The organism is Martinezella rhizogenes (assembly GCF_000799715.1).
Taxonomy (GTDB): domain Bacteria; phylum Pseudomonadota; class Alphaproteobacteria; order Rhizobiales; family Rhizobiaceae; genus Rhizobium; species Rhizobium rhizogenes_C.
On record NZ_JUHG01000015.1, the window covers coordinates 449,710 to 469,564 of the forward strand.

Sequence of the window (19,855 nt, forward strand, 5' to 3'; positions counted from 1 at the left end):
TGGAAACTTCCCTCAGCACCAACTTCCCCCGGATGCTCGCCTGACCGGCGGAAGTGATCGCTTCGGTACACAGATACCGGTTTCTTCCCGGCAAAGCCTTCGCTGGCGTCCCGGCACTTTTCACTCACAGCTAATGTCGGCTTCATTTCTCTCTGCTACGGGCTGGCATCCACAAGCCGGCTACGGATGGGAATGCACGAAAACGAGCACTCAAGCGGCAGTATCGATCGCCGAAAGTGCAGACGACGCCATCATGAGGATTGGCATCCTAACGATCGCTGGGCATGGCACCGCGCCCTGCGCGACAAACCGGATCGTAATCGGTTGAGCTCACAAAGGCGAAGAACATGAATGTCCAAGTCCGTGCCTTCAAATTGGCCCGACCTTCAAAGAAAATATGGGCTCTTCTCGCGGATGCGCTTTGGCTCCTCGTCATGTCTGCATCGTTGGTGGAAAGTTATGCCTACCGCTACGCCGGCGCGTTACTCGTATTTTTGTCGCTCTTTCGATACGCGCGATCCACCCCAAGACCGTCGATAGACTGGCGGGGCTGGCTGTGCATAGCATGGGGTGTCTACGCGCTTCTGAGATATGTTTTGCAGTTTGCGCTTCAGGCGGATCACCCGATAGGCGATCACGAGGTGCTTTTCCTGATGCCCCTTACATTTCCCCCCCTGGCATTTATCTTGTTCCAGTGCTGGCCGCACTTGGAACGGCTCATCGCGATCCATTTCGGGTTGGCTTTAGCGATCCTCGTGCTGCATTTGCGCCTTGGCGCAATATTTGCGGGAGAGACCGTCATTCCGCTCATCCAGCATAATCAGATCCATGGGGCCGTCTGTTGCGGCATGCTATTCATCAGCGCGGTATTCTGGCTGCTTTACTACCTCACGGTAGGCGCCGACAAACGCCCAATGCGGTTCTACGCCTCTATCGTAGCCCCCTTAATCGGGGCGCTCTGCCTCATCGGCATATACGGGGCAAAATCGAAGGGTGTCTGGCTTTCGCTCGTTCCGGTATTGCCCGTGCTCGGGTTCTTCGTCATGCGCAGCTTGAAACTACGGATAGCGGCTCCGGCGATCATCTGTATCGCAGCCCTGCTTGCCCTTGGCATTTATACCGTGCGGGACAACCTCTATCGGACTGCAGGACCGACGATCACCTCCACCATCTCGATGCTGAAAGACGCCAGCACGAGGGAGCAGGTAGGTGGCGCCGTTGCACAAACGATCGACAGCGCCATTACGCCAATCTCGATGAACGAGCGCCTTCAACTCTGGTCGAACGCTTGGGAATTGTTTTCCGCCGCTCCCGTCTTCGGCTGGGGCAGCGAGTGGCTCGAACTCTGGCCGCACACCCATTATTCCCATGTCCAATATACCTTCATGCACAACGGCTATCTTGAGATCCTTATCCGATACGGTCTCTTCGGGGCGGCGATTTTTGCCGCCATGCTGGCGTGCTTCTGTTGCAGCGTCTATCGGGCGGCATATCTGGCGGTCATTCCCAAACATGCGATGCATGCCTTCTTCATCATCCTGATTTTCTTTAGCCTTACGATCCTGAGCAACTCAAATAACCGCCTCGCGAGCGGTGAAAGCCTGTCGATTCTGACTGCGGCCTTCGCTTTGGCATGCCAGCTGAAAATTCGCTTACAGGAAGGAAAGCAGCCAGCGCCGTCGCAATGAACAACAGCCTTGAGTCTGGAAAGCGGGTGGCCTTCTTTTAAACGAAATCAAAACACGCTTTCGACGCCCTTTTATAAGCGTGCTGTAAGTTAAGCCTTCCATTGTTGCGCTCATGTGGTCAGGGAAAGGCTCGTGAGCACCATGATATTATATAGGCAGCGCTGGCTTTTCGAACCGCGAGCGAAAGATGCGAGCTACGTCGTTCTCCCTGAATCTCGAGCCAGCAGCAGCAAAGACGCATGAACTCATCGCCGCGGAATGCACTCCAATTGCTGGCCGAGACGATATCTCCGCCGCATCGTGAAGCCCAGCAGGAGCTGGCAGGGCCGGCCCTTTCGGTGATCATTCCGACGTTCAACGAAAGGGACAACATCATCCCATTGGTGGAGCGCCTTCGCAAAGCGCTTGCCGGGATCGATTGGGAAGTCATCTTCGTCGACGACGATTCGAAGGACCATACCCTGGAAATCGTTCGGCAGATTTCACTGCGCGATCGTCGTGTGCGCGGAATCCGGCGTGTTCATCGGCGCGGACTGGCGGGGGCCTGCGTGGAGGGTATTCTCTCCAGCTCCGCACCCGTCGTTGCGGTTATGGATGCCGACCTTCAGCATGACGAAACTTGCTTGTCCAAGATGTTTGCCGTCATGAGCAGCACCCCAGCCGATATGGTCATCGCGACAAGATATGGTGCCGACGCCCAGCCCATCGACGGATTTACCGGGCTAAGACATGCCGGAAGCAAGCTGGCGACGACAATGGCGCAAAGACTGCTCGCGGTGCACACCACCGATCCAATGAGCGGCTTCTTCGTGGCCCGGCGCGCTGTTATCGAGACCGTGGCACCTAGGCTATCACAGCATGGTTTCAAGATATTGCTGGACATTCTGACGTCGTCGCAGCAGCCCCTTGAGATTACCGAGGTACATTACGCGTTCCGCCCGAGATTGCATGGCGAGAGCAAATTGGACGCATCGATCGTCATCGAATATTTGGGGCTGATCATCGCGAAACTCTCCGGCGATCTCATCACGGCTCGTTTCCTGATGTTTTGCATGGTGGGATCCATCGGCCTCATTGTGCATCTGGCCATGCTGCGGTTGCTGTTGCTCGACGGATTTTCGTTCCCGATTGCGCAAACACTCGCGATGATCACCGCGATCATATCGAATTATACATTGAACAACAACTTGACCTACAGAGATCGACGGCGACGCGGATGGCGCCTCATAAGCGGTCTGTTACTGTTCGCGGCCCTTAGCAGTTTTGGCGTCGTTGCCGGCGTCGGCCTATCGACGCTGATATACAATCATCAACCATACTGGTGGCTGGACGGGATCGCAGGTGCGATCATCGGTGCCGTCTGGAATTACATCACAAGCTCAACGGTTACCTGGCGTGCACGATAAACGCCCCCCTCGGAAGTGGCCGCCATGGTTGAGCGCGATGTTTGCCATTGCGGCACTTACGCTTTTCCGGCTATGGGCAACGGCCCAATTCGATCTGGTTCCGGACGAGGCCTATTATTGGCTCTGGTCGCGCGTACCATCAGCCGGCTACTATGATCATCCACCGATGATCGCGTGGTGGATATGGATATCGACCCATATTTTCGGAAATTCTCTTGTGGGGGTTCGCGGCCTTGCGGTCGTTTCGGTTTTCGTCATGTCGATGGCCGTCTACGGCATTGCGGACGAGCTCTTTGACGACAACAGAATTGCGCGGACGGCAGCCATATGGCTAAACGCGATGCTTCTTGTCGGTCTCGCGGTGATATTCGCGACACCGGATGCACCCTCTACTATGTTCTGGGCCCTTACGCTGTGGGTCCTTGCACGACTTCGGCGTACGGGAAATCCTCAATTGTGGCTGCTGATCGGCCTGTTGGCGGGGTTGGGCTGCGTTTCGAAATACACCAACCTTTTCCTGGGACCGGGAATTCTGCTCTGGTTGGTCATTGATCCCAAGGCACGGCGGTGGCGGTCGAGCCCATGGACCTTACTTGGCGGCGGCGTTGCTCTCGTCGCCTTCAGCCCGGTCCTGATCTGGAATGCCGAACACGGCTGGATCTCCTTTGCCAAGCAGTTTGGCCGACTTGCAGATCAGCATGCGGGCCTTTCTTTCTTTGCCGAATTCCTGGCCGGCCAGTTCGGCTTGCTCAACCCGGTGATCGCGATATTCGCGGGGATTGCGATCTGGCGTTCTCGGCAGGAGCCCGGAAAGACTCCATCCAGCCCTCTTACTTTTCTGATTTTACTCAACGGGCCGATCGTCGCGTATATGACATTTCACGCGCTGCATGATCGTGTTCACGCGAACTGGCTTGCTCCGGCTTATCCTGCACTGGCAATACTCGCCGCGGTCGCTGCTAGTCGCGTATCCGGCGTGACGCATCTCAGGCGGCTTTCATATTGGGTCACGCCGGTGGGCATTGGCCTATCATCGCTGGTATTGCTTTGCTTCGCGATACCGTTCGGCAGGCATTTTCCGTGGAGCAGTCCCGCAGACAATGTGCTGGGATGGCGTGAGTTTTCCGCGCAAGTCGAGGATATGCGTCAACGATCGGGTGCTGGCTGGATCGCAACGACTGACTACGGGCTTACAGGTGAGCTTGCCTTCGAAATCAGGGGGGAACGGCATGTCCAGCAAATCGTCGATAGGCAACGCTACTTCTTTGAGACGCCTGATGTTTCGCTGGTCGAAAAGCCGGCTCTGCTCGTGATGCGAGCGAGCGAGCGAGCGAGCGAAAACAGACTGGAACAATATATGAGTTGCTTTCAATCATCGACACCCCTTGGCATTTTGAACCGCCAAGCCGGCAAACGCGTCATCGAATCCTATGTCGTGGTGAAAGTGGATGGCGCGCGAAAAGACATCTTGTCGAGCGGCTGCGGTCCCACATAACCAAAGCATGGAAACAATGACTGTGAACCGGCTCTGAACAATGCCCCTTTGAGATCCCCTGCAACAATTTGAAATTGATAGGAAAATCGGAACATCAACGGGGTCATGGGCAACGCCGGTATAGTCGCCACTTTATCCACAAAACGGAATATATTTGAAGTACCTAAGCCTCATCCCAGCGGGGTCATCCTTGGATGCTTTTTCACACTCGATATTCCCATAATCCGTATTACCTCACAAAGACGTCTGAAAAGGCCCCTACCCTCCTAGGCTTGATCTAATATCAGTGGTCTTGATAAGATCCGAACAAAAGACCCCCAATTTCCGGTCGATTTACCGCTATATATCCGCGTAGTTTCAGATACTTAGGATCCTGTGAATCACGCAGAGCCCGGCCCGCTACGGCCCGCTCTGAATGACCGAATGATTTTATAACACCGACTACCAACGCTTTGCGGCCAACGATGTTGGGGTGACGTGTCTAACTCGCTGGCACGCTCCATCGCCCGACCGACACCGCTTAAAATTGTCTCAGAGTCATACTTGTGCTTGTTATAGGATCCCAACTGCAAACGTAAATGCGTGACGAGGCTCTCGTTGTTTACGGTAGCCGGAAGATCGACGTCGAGATGAAGCGCAAGCCATAATTCAAAGCTTGGGTTACTGACTGCCAATCCGATCCGAGCGGCGGTTGTGATTGCTGCCACTTCACTTAGCGTAGCCGCAGGCCATCGATCAACATCGATGACCAACCAGAGCTCATCACCATCTCCCCAGTCGAACTTGTCTTTATAAACCTGCGCATTTTCAAGTACGTGTTGCGGTGAGGACTTCCCATCTTCAGAGGGGAGGACGCGCACTTGAACATTTGTCAGCCGGAACGACTCAAAGTAGATTTTCTCCGTTAAGCTCCCTTCAGTCGCGATAATTATCAGCTTCGCGTCTCGTAAAGTCGTGACCGCCCGATCAAGCGGGCGTTTTTTTCTGCTTGTTAATCCGGGCATTGACTTGTTCTTCCCACCCCAATCCTTGCGTGCTCCCTAGGAAAGGGATTGCACCGAAGCGTCCGTTTAAATATCCCTTTCTGATTTCGACGTCAGCGCGGACTTTCAAGTCCGCTAACGAATACAATTGCGAGTCCCCATCAGTGGTTTTCTCCACGAACCAAACTTCGTCCCGGCGGAGCAAATCGAGATCCAGGAGATGGGTGTTATGCGTTGTGAAAACCAACTGACCGCAGTCGCTATCGCCCAAGAAATTTGACAGCAAGTTGTAAGCGAGCAATGGGTGGAGTTTTCGATCGATCTCATCAATTACAAAAGTTTTGTCAGACTGAGACAGATCAGCGATCATGGGTAGGAGGTGGAGCAATCGACGGGTACCAGCTGACTCCTCATCTTGCGTGAAACGCACCTCCGAACCGTCTTCTCGCTTATGAACGAACACGAGGTCTATGACTTCTAACTCATTATCGTCGTTCTTCCGGATCAGGATTCGATTGGAATCCCGCGCACCAAGTAACGCCACATTTCCTGTGTCTAATGTGTTGGATATCTCTCTTAACATCTCTGAAGGGACATCCCGAAAGTCGTCGATTTCGATTGTCCTGACATCAGTTTCGATATGGTCGATGCCAATCCCGGCATTGCGGATAGCGGTCGACAGTTTGCCAACGAAATCCGAATCCTTGTGTGCCCTGATCTCTAGAGCCGCGTACTCTCCTTCGGCACTGATGATCTGAAGATCGTTGCGAAACCAATCAAAAATCGGGCGAAGCGCCTCCACATTCCGCTGAATGGCTTCTGTCAAGAATGGCTGATTAGGGCGCGTACCAAAGGCGACAAAGTCTAAGTAATCTTTACCGGAAAGCTTACCAGACTTCGTTTTTTTTACGAGCGATGGACCTGCCTCGACAGTGGTCGAAAGGCCATCTTTTCCTTTGTTTGTGACACGCTCGAAAAGGGGGACCTCCCGGCCATTCGGCGAGGAAAACAACCATTCCTCCTGGATATGCGATCGGGCGACCTTCATTCCATATTCGTATTCGACTCCGCCTGTTAGGATGTTGAATATGAACGTCGCAGGCGAATTATCTTCCCCTGCAGATGTCTTGAATTTTCGTACTTTGAGAGGCTTATCGACTTCTGAACCATCGATGATCAGATCTCGGATAAAGATCAAGGCGTGAACCAAGTTCGTCTTCCCATGACCATTGGCGCCGTAAATTGCGGCTGATCGCAGTACTCGTCGTTTATGATTTTTTGGCGAAAGGACATGCCGCGGATGGTGGTCATCTGCACTCGCCATCATCGAAAACCTAGCTTCGCCACGAAAGCTCAGGAAGTTCTCCACTGAAAACTGCAACAGCATTGGTTACTCCGATCTATTTTGTGATCCTCCATACGCGAAAATGTGCGAACTATCTACGAAATTCGTGAAAAAATCTCATTTTTAGCAAATAGATGATGTCTCATCTCTAATTTTTGGCTTGTTGCGATGCAATTTCATTGACCGTGCTAGCAGAGGCTAAGTTCGGCGGCATAGATGTGTCCGAAGCCAAGCGCAGCGACGATCGTGGCCTTCGCGAGCGCATGAACGCCGTCGCTTCGACTATCGACACATTTATGTGCTCCCCTGACGCGAGGGATACTTTGTGAATCATGTCTACGCCGGCTTTGCCCGGCTTTGCAGGAGCAAAGCGAGGTCACGACACCACGGCTTTCAGTAAGGCTCCCACCGCCAACCAAATGGTTATGTCGATCCTTTGAACACAGGCGAGTCTAGGACTGCCAGTCCGTCATCTGGAGAATGTTTCCGCCGAGCTTCTGAAAAGCCCGTTGACGGCAGGAAAAGACGATGATCTGCTGATCTCTGGACTGTCTGTGGAGCGCGTCAAACATCTTCTCGATGCGATCGTCGTCAGAATAGACGAGCGCGTCGTCGAGGATGACCGGCGCTGGCCGACCATCGCGCGCGAGCAGCCTCGCAAAAGCAAGTCTTGTCAGCACAGAGAGCTGTTCCCGCATACCGCCGCTCAGGCGATCGACATCCTCCTCCTGACCGTTGCGCAGGATGGTCTGGGGCAGAAGCGTCTTGTCGTCGAACGTGATCGCAACATCGTCGAAGAGCAGTCTGAGAAGCGGGGCCAGTTCGAGCATGACTGGCTTGAGATAGAGTTCTCGGGCATCAGACCGGGCGGTCTCCAATCCTGTAACCAGCCGCTGCAGGACAGCCACCTCCTTTTCGAACGCCTCTGCGCGCGCCATCGCGGCAGAAAGCGCCTCCGCGGTCTCACGCCATTTCTCTTCCACCGCCTCGTCGGATTGCGCACGAATCTCGGCGTTCAGGCCTGCGATGGTTTCGCGCAGCGTATTGACCTCCCTATCGGTTGCCTCCTCGATTGAACGCGCCCGCTTCAAGGCGGCTTCGACCGACTCCAGATCGATGGCGGCAGCGCCGAGCCTTTTCGCATGTGCGTCGGCCTCGACGAGCGTCCGGTCAAGGTCGTCCAATGTATTCGACAAAGCCTGTTCGCGTTCGCCGCGCGCTTCTTCTGGACCCAGGATCGCCACCACCTGCGCCCTGTCGGCCATTAACGAGGCCAATGCCGTCTCCGCAGCGACGAAGACTTGGTCGGCTCGCGCCTGGAGTGGCTCCGCCTCTCGCAGGACCTGCCGCGCCTTCTTCCGCCGCTCTTCAGCTTCGGCAAGTGCGGCGCGTACCTGCACTGGTTCTTGCTCTAGTTCCAGAACTTCCGTGCTTGCCGAATCGGAGTCCGCTGCCACCTTTTCGCGGAGCTTGGGTAGGCCTTCTGGTGAGAGCAAGGACAGCCGGCCCCGCAGCTCACGCAGGTCAGCGTCCATCTGCTGCGCGCGGACCTGCCGCGTCCGCGCCATGCTGAGGTTGTCGACGCCCATTGAAGCGAGTAGCGTTCGGCGCTTCGCTTCAGCCTGCTCCAGGTGGTTGTCACTGCGGACCGGACGGTTAGACCGTAGCGTGATCATGCCAAATCCCGGAACTGCGAGCTGCGCCTGCCCATCATAAGTGCGCTCTTCCCCGTCTATCAGCGGCGTGCCGTCCATCGTTACAGCGCCGATTGCATCCGTCTTATAGTCAATCGCAAGTGACGGACGAGCGGCCTCTTCGACTGCACGGAGCTTGGCAATGTCGACTTCAAGCGCGTGAAGTTCATCAATGGCGTTCGGGGGAATCATCAAGAGCGAAAGTTGCGCTTCACCTTCTTCGAGGGCCTGGCGGGCGGTCTCCGCCTCAGCCAAACGTTCCTTCAATTCTGCCAGGCGCTCGGATGCCTCGCCTGCTTTCAATGCCGCATCCAAGCGAGCAAGCAGATCACGTGTATCCTGCTCCTCGGCCTCCGCAGCCTCGACATCCTCACGAGCCTTTTCGATCGCCTCAACGGCCTCGCGGCGTTTGCCCACGGAGTCGCCACGGTGCCACTCGGCGACAAGTAGCTTTTCCCGAAGCACCTCTTCATTTTCCAGGGCAGTCCGGAGTGCTTTGAGATCCCGCTCCGAGCTGTTCCAACGTTCGCGGGCGAGCTTCAGTTCTGCTTCGGCCGTCTTTAACTTCTCGCTATGTGCCTTGGCAGTGTCGAAGGCCGCTTGCGCAGTTCCGATTGCCTTTCGCCGTTCGGCCCTATCCTCAGCCCTATCGAGTTCGGTGAGCCGCCTAACGGCGCTCGTCCGTCTGTCTAACGCCGCGCGCAGGGCCGTGACTTCGCTCGAAAGTCTCTGCTCCTCTGCGCCGAGTTTGTCGCGTTCCTCAATCGCGTTAGCATAGCGTCCGCCGGTCCTCGGTTTGCCGGTGGTAGTGACGAGTTCCGAAAGTGCTTCCCGCGCGGCGGCCATGATCTCGGCCATGCGTCGCCCACCAGTGACGGCCTCAACCTCGCCCTGCACGGATTCCAGTAGACTCAGTCGAACCTGCTTTTCCCCATCCTCCTCGGACTTGCTTCGTCTCTCGATACCAGTGATGCCCTGGCGCACCCAGAGGAGGCCCGCAGGCCCGGCGGTACCGCCCCTGATCAGACCGGCGATAAAGTTCTCTGCCTCGTCCGCCTGAGCCACCAGCCGTCCGGTCTTCAGATCGGTCACGCGTGCGGACCGACCACCGTAGTATTGCTTCGTGATCCGGAAGCGGCCCTCCGCCGTCGCGATGTCGGCTTCCACCAGTGGATTACCGCCGCTGTATGGCCGTAGTCTCTGCACGTCGCCGGGAGTGCCGGAATACGGTTGAAAAAAGAGTGCGTGCAATGCCTCGAAGCTTGTTGACTTGCCAAACTCGTTGGCTGCGCACAGCACGTTGACGCCATCGCCAATTCCCTCAATGGCGACACCGCAGCCAACAAAGCGCTTCACGTTGAACAGGCGTAGTGCGGAGATCTTCATGATGCGACCGCCTGTGTGTAAGAGTAAAGGCGTGCCAAAGCCGCTCTTGCGATGTCACGCTCGGTCGACGAACGGCTCAAGTCACTGGCCTCGGCAAGCAGAGCATTCGCAGCCTCGCGAAGCGCGCCACCGCGATCGATGTGGTCGAGGTCCTCCACCTCACACTCCGTCGCAAGATCCGCGTCGTCCAACTCCAGGAATGCGAAGTCTGGCGCAGCGCTCGTGATCGCACCCATCAATGTCGCGCGCGCCGCCAGACGACTGCGGCCTGTCGCCACCACACGGGCGAGCGTGTGCCTTCGATACCTAGCCTCCGGCAGCAGCGCCTGCAGAGCCGGCACGGGATCGTCGCCGTCGAGCAGATGGAGATCGAAACTGCGCCAAGCAAAACTCGCCGTCGGCAGTGAGATCACCTCAGGGATGGCAGTGTGGCCGGCGACACTCACCAGCAACGCCGTACCCGGAAGTTGGTGTTTGAAACGATCGGGCTCGGGCGTACCACTGTAGTAGGTCCGCTGATCGACCTCGACCGCGCCGTGCCAGTCGCCGAGCGCGAGATAGTCGAGTCCGGCTCGCCGTGCTCGGTCCGGCGCAATTACATCGGAGGCGGCAGCCTCTTCCGAGAAACTCTGGACTGCGCCATGAGCAAGCCCGATGCGAACGGTGCCCTCTGGAGTTGCTTCGCCGTCCATCCATTCGGTCAGGTCTCGGCCTGGGCGACGCGTCGTGCAAGGGGCCGGCAACAGCACAACGTCCGTCGCCAACTCGATCGGTCGAGGATCGACCGCAAGCACGACATTTTCAGGCACTTCAGCATTCAGTGTCGACCAAAGCTGCGTTGCCTGCCGCGAATCGTGATTGCCGGGCAGGATCACCCACTGGATCGGCGCGTGGTGCCGCATCTCGGCGAGAGCCTGTCGTCGCACATCCGGCGCGGGCGTTTCGGTGTCAAATGTGTCGCCCGCGAGCAAGATGGTAGTCGTACCTTGCTCGCGGGCGTGCTGGGCGAGCCGTGCAATCACGGAGTGTCTTGCTTCGCGCAACCGACTGGGCAAGTCGCCCGAGAAATTACCAAAACGCTTACCTAGATGGAGATCGCCTGAATGAATAAAACGGAACATGGCTACCCGAATGGCTGAGTGGTTGAATCGTGCTGGCGGGCTCTCGCAATCGCTTCGTCCAGCCGCGAACGCGAAACAGCGGCGAGTCGCTCGACGCCGAGAAGACGAGCAAGATCCCGCGCCGGATCTGGCTCATCCAACAGGTCCGGATTATTGAGCACAACGAAGGCGAGTTCTGCGAGTGGAATATCCGCAATCGACCGGCGTGCGTCCTCGCTGGCGGGCTGCCGATAGGGAACGACGTCCGATATGGCTCCCTTCTTCCAGATGAACTCTCCGCTTGATTCCTGGGTTGTGTCGAGACCACGCAAATGGAGGTCGATCCGTTCTCGGATTCGCCCGCCGGTGCGCAGCCAACCGTGGGCACGGGAAAGCCGCTGGGCAAGGATGTCTGCGCGTAGGGGGCTTTCGGCTTCGATAACGGCTTCGATCATGCCCCGCAGGGTATCGCGATAACCGAATTCGAAAAACTGATCCGGATCCGCCCGGAAACCGGACAGATCCGTGATACGGTACCGGCGCTCCTCCACGGTTTCGTCAGGAACCGGAGCCGCAGGTAGTTGCATCTCCGCCGCTTTGGGTTCGCCGAAGGCCACCGGCGTTTCCACATATACGAATTCGGTCTCTATGGCCACTGACGGCGGTGTGGTTTCCTCGCTCGGAACGGCGGCTTGGGCGCCGCGAATCTCGTTGATCCCGATTTCCTCATGTCCCGTGTTCCAAAGGGTGGGAACGTCATCCTGCTCGGCGATGCGTCGCGCCCTGCTTTCCTCCAGCAGCCTCTCCAAATTCGCGTGCAGCCGTTCCATGCAGCCTGCGGCATCAAACCACCAATCCGTCGACCAGACGCGGAGCATGTTCCAGCCAAGGCCCCTCAATACCTGCTCGCGGACCTTGTCACGGTCTCTTGCCGTCGCAGAGCTGTGGTAGGTGGCGCCGTCACACTCCACGCCCGCCAGATAGGTGCCAGCCAGATCAGGGTGGCGGACGCCGAGGTCGACCCGGAAACCGGAAATCCCGACCTGTGGCACAACACTCCAGCCGCGGCGCTCCAATTGCGCAGCGACGGCTTCCTCGAAGGGGGAATCGAAGCCGCCAACAGACCCGATATCTTGGGCCGGCAGCGCGATCGCGCCACGCTCGGCATAGTCAAGGAACGTCTTCAGATGCTGCACAGCGAGCCCCTTGGCTCGGGCTGGATCAATCTGGTCGGCCGTGAAACCTGAGAAGACGATGAGCTCCTGCCGCGCACGCGTCACAGCGACGTTGAGACGCCGCTCGCCGCCGTCGCGGTTGAGCGCGCCGAAATCCATCGTCAGTTTTCCGGCGGCGTCCTTCCAGAAGGTGATCGAAAAGAGGATGAAATCCCGCTCGTCGCCCTGCACGTTCTCCAGGTTCTTGACGATCGTCGGCTCAACCCGTTCTTCGGCAAAGAACCACTCAAGTTCTGGATCATCCCGGCGCGCAGCGTCGAGAAGATCGAGGATCAGCGATTGCTGCTGAGCATTGAAGGTTATCACCCCGAGGGTCGGGCGATCTTTTTCAGGCAGTTTCAACCATCCCCTCATTCGGGAAACGGCCTCTTTCGCGACAGCCTCCGCCTCAATCCGATTGGTCCGGCTCTTGCCACGGTCGTAAACACCGTTCTGTACTTTGCGCAGATGCACCGCGCGATCTTCGACGGCCGGCGATGGAAAGGTCACCAGACGGTTCTGATAATAGTGATGATTGGAGAATGCGATCAGGGATTCGCTTCGGCTCCGGTAATGCCATCGCAGATCGCGGATCGGAATTCCGGACGCTTTTGCCTCGTCGAGAATGCTCTCGAGATCCTTCTCGTGGTCGGCGATTTCCTCCTCTTCCTCGTTACGTCCGAAGAAGTTCGTCGGCGGCAACTGCTTAGGATCGCCGACGATAATGGTCTGGCGCGCCCGCGCGATGGCGCCGACGGCGTCCCAGGTCGTAATCTGCGAGGCTTCGTCGAAGATCACAACGTCGAATAGCGCCTGGTTGGGTGGAAGATACTGAGCGATGGAGAGCGGCGACATGAGCATGCAGGGCGCGAGCTTGGAAAAGCTCTGCGGCATCTTGCCGATCATGTCTCGTATCGAGTGGCTTGGCCGCTGCAACTCCATCTGGTAGCGCAGCAGCCCGAGTTCCGAATTACGTGGAACGCTCTGCACCGGCGGCAAGCCATGGGCGATCACGCTGATGACACGCTGGGTGGCGTGCGATCGCACGAGATCGTCGATCTCACGGAATTCACTGATGGCGTTTTCATGCCGAAAGCGCCGAAAATTCCGTAGCACCGTATCGGAGTCGAGGACCTTCGGGAGCCACCACCGGGCATATCCAAGTCGAAACGCGGCCCGTGCTTCGTCGGGTCGGATTGTCTCCTTCTCAATCTGTTCGACCAGAGAGGAAAGATTAGACGCGATGGCCCGGTTTCTGATCCGGCACCAGGCCGACCAATCGCGTAGAAGATGTCGCGCATCCACAAGCGTATCGAGTTTCTCTCTCAACGTCGTTAGGTCAGGGCCGTCTACCTCGGCAAAATTGCCTTGCCCCGCAGCCTCGCCGAAACGCTGACGAGCAATCCGCAGGCCTTCGACTGCCGCGAGAAGTCTATCTCCCGCCTGCCGGACCCAGTCGTTTTCAACAGTCTCACGTAGGCACGGGGCGATGGAGCGGAGCACCGATCGTATCTCTTCTTGATCTCTTCCCGGAATGGGAATGGCGGCACGAAATTCCCGTGCGAGCTCGAGGATTTCGTCGGCGGCTCCAACATCGGTCGCCAAACCCTCCATCGGTAGAGGTTTCCCTGCCAACGGGCTCTGCTCGACTACCAACAGGCATTCCTTCATGCGCCGCAACAGTGGAAGGTCCCGATCAGGCTCCGCGGTACCTTGATCCGCATAGCCTTGCAGCAATTTCTGGACTTTGCGTTTGCCGAGCATCGTGTTGGGCCAGAAAGAAGCATTCGCCTCCCGCCATTGGCTGTCCAGCACTTCCGGGTCGAGGTCGCGGACGGCGGAAACGCCATAGGATGCCGCAAGTCCCTGCTCTGCCTCACGATAGGCCTTTATGGACCGTCCAACACTTTCCAGAGCTTCGGCGCATCGTGGGAAATCTCGGTCGTATGCGATCGTAATGTCACGGCCTCGGCTTCTCTGCAGTACTTGCGCAAGGGTTACCAGTGCCTGGCGTTCAGGTTGAGAAATCTGTTCCCGCGGCCTGAACCCGAGACTTACGAGATATCCGCCCACTGAGCCGGTAAAAAGATCGATCGCATTCCGCAGCGATTGCGCTGCCGCCAGCAAACCATCCTGCCAGCCGGAACTCCATTCGCCAACGTCAATGAGATCCAGGACAGGCTGCCGCTCGACCGATGCGAAAACGAGGCCGAGTTCAGCGGCAAGGTCCTCAAGCGCGTTCAATGTCTGCGTGTCATGCGCGTCCCGTTCCAGCCATGACAAGGCGGGTGCCGGAGCCTCCGCAGCTTTCAGAGCTATTCCCAGTGCCAGATAGGGCGTCCATCCATTCGGATAGCGCGTATGCAAAGCCTCGACATAGGTATTGAGCTCGTCACGACGCATTCGAAGGCGCTCATTGATCGCGATCCATTCGGACGCATCGGTTCGGCCGCCGTGCTCCCAGGCCGCCTTCAGCTGTCCAAGGAAATGCCGGCGATCAGCCTTGTTCGAGTGCAACTCGATACAGTGCTCTCCCAGGCCGTGCGCGCGCAACCGGCGATAGACGACATCGAGCGCGGCTGTCTTTTCGGCGACGAACAGGACCGTCTTTCCCACCGCAAGGCAGTTGGCGATCATGTTGGCGATGGTTTGACTCTTGCCCGTCCCAGGCGGACCGACGATGACGAAATCCCGTCCTTCTGCCGCCGCGAGGCTGGCCGCTGTCTGCGATGAATCTGCAGGAAGCAGCGAGATGATGTCCGCTGGCGCATAAACACGATCGAGCTCACGCTCATCGCGGAATGGCCCTTGTCCGCTAGCTTCTTGGAACGCTTCCTCGGGTGTGTCGATCAGGTGACGGACCACCCGGTTCTCGCGAAGCGCCTCGGTGCGTTCGACCAAATCCTTCCACATTAGAAATTTTGCAAAGGAGAAGGTCGACAGTGCAGTCTCGTCTACAACCTCCATGCCGGGAACGTCGCGGATTGCCTGCCGCATCATGGCGAGAATACGTGGCACATCCAACCCACTATCGTCGAGCGGTAAGTCGCCGCCAAACTGAGGAAGCGTCAGGTCGAAATCCCGCTCCAGGAATTGCAGAAGGGTCGCATTGAAGCGTGGCTCGTCTTCGTGGAAGCGAATCGTGAAGCGCGAACTGGCGCTGCGGCGCTCAAGTTTTACCGGCACCAGTAGAAGCGGCGCTCGATAGCTGCGCTCGTCATCCGGCTTTTTCCTCCAGCGAAGGAAGCCTACGGCGAGAAAAAGAGTATTCGCCCCGCCTTCGGCAAAGTCGTTACGGACCTGCCGGTACAGATCGATCAGGCGGGGCTCGAGTTGCCGCGCATCAAGGGGCGAAGGAAGTTCGTCCCTGAGCAAGGCTTCGGCTGCAAAGCCGCGTTGGAGATCACGGCCGTGCACATCACGATAGAGTGCTGCATCCCGTTCTCCGAGCGGATTCTGTTCGGGCAACGATATGATCCGAATTGCGGCGCCATTCGCGAGCCGGTCTTCGAGATAGGACACATCAGTGCAAAGGAACGGAATCGTCTTCTTCGAATCCGGAAAGTTTAGGAGTCGGTTGCGAAGGGTCAAATCAAGCAGCTTCTTCTGCCATCGATCGATGCGACCGGCAGCACTGGTCGGCTTCACCTCGATGGTTTCAGCCGGCAGCTCGCCAACATTAGGGGCCGAGGGAAGCGGTAAGTCCGCGACGGAAGCTGTTTCGTCGTCAAAGACATTGCGCCGAATCGGCTCATGCGAGGCGAGCGGCATAATTCCGCCGCTTCGCGAACGTCTGACATCGATCGCCGCGACGAAAGCCTGGGCTTCTTCTTCTCCAAGACGGCTGTCCAGGGCGCGCTGCGCGCTTTCTAACGTCATGGCAGGGCGATGCGTCACACCGGTCGTTTCAAAAACAATCAACTCGCGCGATGCCAGGGCCTTCCGGACCTCCATCTGATCCGTCTCTATCGCATGTGCGAAGGTCCTTTTGACCAGCCATACGCCAACTGCCGCATGCCCGTTGAACATCAAGATGACGGGATGCAATCCCGCGGCTTCCAGCCCGGCAGCAAAAAGTAGAGTCGTATCGAGACAGGTCGCCAGCCGCTCTTCGGCGATCGTACTTGGACGCCGGATCTTCTGGCCGCGGCTCTCAAAGCTCACCGGCGGCTCAGCGTAGTGCAACCCCATCCCCGCAATCGCGGAATAAGCAGCTGCAGCCAGCATATAAGCGCGTTGAGGATTTTGCGATTGGTACCCGTCCAATCCGCCTGGATGACCGTGGGCAACAAGCCTCTCCGCCGCCGTTCTCAGAATTTGGGCCACGCCCGGATCGTTCGGCATGACGAAAGCTGGTAGCAATTGTGCCATATCGTCGACACCGCCCCACTCATCCCGCGCAAGCAGTCTAACCGGAAGGCGTTGTTCGTCGAAGATTTCCCCACCCGAGGATAGGCGTAGCGTGATCTCGCCGCGTTCCGCCTCATTGAGACCCGCAAGGTAGCTAGCGTCAAACTCGACCTTTCGATCAATTAAGGGAAGCCTGTCTCCTGGTATGAGACGATCAACCGTCCATGACTTCGGCCTTAGAAATGACGGCGAAGATGTCAATTCAATACGACAGTTCTCGACGTGCCTATCCGTATTGTTCTCAATGAGAATTGATCGGACGACCGGCACAGCATTTTGGTAGGACGCATAGGTAAAGCTCGCCGCAACATCGGCAACGATTGCAGGATTCTTAGGTTTACTGCCGAGGTCAATTTCTTGTGTCTCGTTATTACTTGTCTCGGAACCTTGCATCGATGTATCCCCCTCGCGAAAGATTAGCGATGTTTTCCAATTTTAAGAAGAGTTTTGTTCGCGTGGAAATTTCTTTTTTTTGCGAGAGTTTTCTCTCTCAGGTTACATCCGATTATACCGAGATGACAGTGTGCAGTTCTCGACGATCTCACCCGCCATTGCCACACTCTTGAGACCGCAAACGATAGCTTCAGCTTCGAGACTCCCCCAATTGACGTTCAATTTTGACAGGAGCAATGTCGACCGATAGGTGCCATGCCGGCGGCGGGCGGGTTTCAGTCAGCGCGGAGATCATCTTGCTGCGGACACGCCTTATTGTCGGAAGGCCCGACCGCGCGCGCTCCGGTGATCATGCCTGAAACGATGGCTCTGATCCCAATGCCGTCTTATGCCCCCGCCAGCGATTATGGAAGAACAGCATTGAAGGCTCGATTGCCTTCCAAATCGGTACCCTACTCGAATCTTCCCCTTTTACCCAGATCCTGAATAGATATTGTACGTGGGGCAAAATCGGTGGCAGGGTTTCAGCGTCCGGTATAGAAAGTGTGCATAGCCGGGCGGGTTGAATCCTGTTGGTCGGCGCAGGGATTCCCAAGACGGGGCAAATCATGATTCGGTCCAGGGATGGCAAAGAGACGGCTCCCCTCCCCCGAGCACGCTGACACGCTTTCGCTGAAGGCGCTACGCAGTCTGGTGACTGGCCTGTTGGAGCGGGCTGAACAGGCCGAAGTTCGCCTCGAAAAGCTTGAGGCCGAGAACGCGGGGCTGTGGCTGGATAATACCAAGCTCAAGGTGGAGAACCAGTTGCTGCGTGATGAGATCGCGCGGCTGAAGAACCTGCCGCCGCGACCGCCGTTTCGCCCATCCGGCATGGACAAAGCGACCGATAGTAAACCTGACGAAGAAGCGGCTGCTAAGAAGAAGCCGCGCGGCCCGAAGCTGGATGTGAAGCGGGTGAGCCGGGAAGAGATTTTACGTGCAGGCGTTCCGGCCGGCTCGCGGTTCAAGGGATACAAAAGCTGCTTCGTGCGGGAGCTGGTGTTGGCAACCGAGCTTGTTCATTACCGACGCGAATGCTGGGCGACCCCGGATGGCAAGACGGTGCTGGCGCCGCTACCCGCAGGGATCATGGGTGGCTATGGGGCGAACCTCAGGCGGTTTTGTCTGATGCTGCACGCGCAAGGTCAGGTGACGACACAGCGGCTGACCACGCTGTTGAATGATATCGGCGTCGAGGTCTCGAAACGCCAGGTCGTGCGCCTTTTGACCAAGGAGCTGGATGGGTTTGTCGCCGAAGACGCGGCAGTGCTGCATGCCGGCCTGGCCTCGGCCCCTTATGTTACGGTCGACGACACCGGCGCCCGCCACGCGCACGGTAACTTTTATACAACCCAGATCGGCGGCGAGCATTTTACCGCCTTCCGCACCACGAAATCGAAATCGCGACTGAATTTCCTGTCGCTGCTGCGCGGCAACTACCAGGACTATGTCCTCAACGATGCCGCGTTCGGCTATCTGGAAGAACGGCGTGCTGACCCGGCGCTTGCTGCCGGACTTCGCAGTGTCGAGCCTCGGCACTTTAGTAACCAGGTGCCGTTCCTGGAATATCTGGCGCGCAAGGGTGTCGATATTTTTGACCGCCAAGGGATCGGGGTCCTGGCAGAAGCCGGCCTCTGGGGTTCCATCCGCCATCACGGTCTTCTGGGCGACATGGTGATTGTCTCCGACGATGCCGGCCAGTTCCGCGTCGGCAATCATGCTCTTTGCTGGATCCACGCAGAACGTCTTTTACAGAAACTGATGCCGGTCAAGCCGAAGGAGGCGCGATCGGTCGCGCTTGTCCGGGATCTCGTCTGGCGATTCTACAAGATGCTGAAGGTCTGGAAACAAAAGCCTTTACCACAGGCAATCCCGGGCTTCCGACGACGGTTCGACAGGATCTTTACCCTGCGCACCGGCTATAATGCGCTCGACGCCTTGCTGGCGCGTTTGCATCGTAGAAAAGACGAACTGCTCAAAGTTCTCGAGCACCCTTATATCCCTTTACATACCAACGCGTCGGAGAATGATCTGCGAACCTTCGTCACCAAGCGAAAGATCTCTGGCGGCACCATGAGCCGCGACGGCCGTGTCGCGCGTGACACCATGCTCGGCCTGATGAAGACGTGCCAGAAGCTTGGGCTCTCGTTTTACCACTATCTCGGTGACCGGCTCGGGCTTGGCAGTGAGGCCATCCCGCAATTGGCAGGCCTTATCGCGGCGAAAGCCTGAACCTCGCTACCTGGCGCCGGGCTTGGTGAATGGCACGACACGACCGTCTTTGGACGCCTCTCCATCGAGACCATGCCGGCCCACAAGCGTCAGCAATGACGGCGAGACGTTCCAATGCTTCTCATCATCGGTGTGAACTGTCACGGTCTTACGATTGCGGCGGATGACGATGCCCCTGATCGTTCCTCCATCCGGGCTTTCAAACGTTACGCCGCTGCCGATCTTGATCTCTTGCAGGGCTGCCGTCGTCTTTTGCTGATGCAGAAAATGCAGCCGTTCGACGATGCGTCCATGCAGTTCCATCAGCGTGGCTTCGTCGAGCTCCTCGATATCGATCTCGTGCATCTTGCCGCTACCCGCGCCTCTGGTTCCAATGCCGTCTTATGCTCCGCCATCGATTATGATAGAAGAGCATCAACGGCACAATTGCCCAGCGCTTCGGCAGCGCCCCCAAATCAGCCCCTTTTACC

General features: G+C 57.4%; 10 protein-coding genes. 4 read left to right on the forward strand and 6 right to left on the reverse strand.

What is annotated here, in order from left to right; translation table 11 throughout:
- Positions 1-347 precede the first annotated feature (347 nt).
- From EX00_RS22210 to EX00_RS22220, 3 genes are all read left to right on the forward strand, one after another.
- Positions 348-1,688 (forward strand): O-antigen ligase family protein, encoded by a 1,341-nt coding sequence (locus EX00_RS22210; protein ID WP_047462765.1) that lies wholly within the window; start codon positions 348-350, stop codon positions 1,686-1,688.
- 269 nt (positions 1,689-1,957) lie between these two features.
- Positions 1,958-3,094, forward strand: coding sequence for a glycosyltransferase family 2 protein (locus tag EX00_RS22215; RefSeq protein ID WP_234709085.1), 1,137 nt, complete (start codon positions 1,958-1,960; stop codon positions 3,092-3,094).
- Positions 3,095-3,131: 37 nt separating this feature from the next.
- Positions 3,132-4,589, forward strand: a complete 1,458-nt coding sequence (locus EX00_RS22220) for a glycosyltransferase family 39 protein (RefSeq protein ID WP_052210887.1) — start codon at positions 3,132-3,134, stop codon at positions 4,587-4,589.
- 380 nt (positions 4,590-4,969) lie between these two features.
- Here the strand turns inward: EX00_RS22220 and EX00_RS22225 are convergent, their stop codons facing one another.
- From EX00_RS22225 to EX00_RS22245, 5 genes are all read right to left on the reverse strand, one after another.
- On the reverse strand, positions 4,970-5,593 hold the full coding sequence (locus EX00_RS22225; protein ID WP_052210888.1) for an RloB family protein: 624 nt from the start codon (positions 5,591-5,593) through the stop codon (positions 4,970-4,972).
- On the reverse strand, positions 5,556-6,959 hold the full coding sequence (locus EX00_RS22230; RefSeq protein WP_047462772.1) for an AAA family ATPase: 1,404 nt from the start codon (positions 6,957-6,959) through the stop codon (positions 5,556-5,558). The genes EX00_RS22225 and EX00_RS22230 overlap by 38 nt, the downstream gene beginning before the upstream one ends.
- A 410-nt stretch (positions 6,960-7,369) precedes the next feature.
- On the reverse strand, positions 7,370-9,997 hold the full coding sequence (locus EX00_RS22235) for an AAA family ATPase (RefSeq protein WP_047462775.1): 2,628 nt from the start codon (positions 9,995-9,997) through the stop codon (positions 7,370-7,372).
- Positions 9,994-11,118 carry a metallophosphoesterase family protein gene (locus EX00_RS22240; RefSeq protein ID WP_047462778.1) on the reverse strand — a complete coding sequence of 375 codons (1,125 nt, stop codon included), beginning with the start codon at positions 11,116-11,118 and terminating at the stop codon, positions 9,994-9,996. The genes EX00_RS22235 and EX00_RS22240 overlap by 4 nt, the downstream gene beginning before the upstream one ends.
- A 2-nt stretch (positions 11,119-11,120) precedes the next feature.
- Positions 11,121-17,114 carry a DUF3320 domain-containing protein gene (locus EX00_RS22245; protein ID WP_047462779.1) on the reverse strand — a complete coding sequence of 1,998 codons (5,994 nt, stop codon included), beginning with the start codon at positions 17,112-17,114 and terminating at the stop codon, positions 11,121-11,123.
- Between the two features lie 624 nt (positions 17,115-17,738).
- On the opposite strand from EX00_RS22245, the gene EX00_RS22250 reads away from it, so the two are divergent.
- Entirely contained in the window at positions 17,739-19,385 is a 1,647-nt protein-coding gene (locus EX00_RS22250) for an IS66 family transposase (protein ID WP_047454233.1), read from the forward strand.
- 6 nt (positions 19,386-19,391) lie between these two features.
- Here EX00_RS22250 and EX00_RS22255 read toward each other — a convergent pair whose 3' ends face one another.
- A complete protein-coding gene (locus tag EX00_RS22255) occupies positions 19,392-19,730 on the reverse strand; it encodes a hypothetical protein (RefSeq protein WP_047454231.1) in 339 nt (112 codons plus the stop codon).
- Positions 19,731-19,855: the final 125 nt, after the last annotated feature.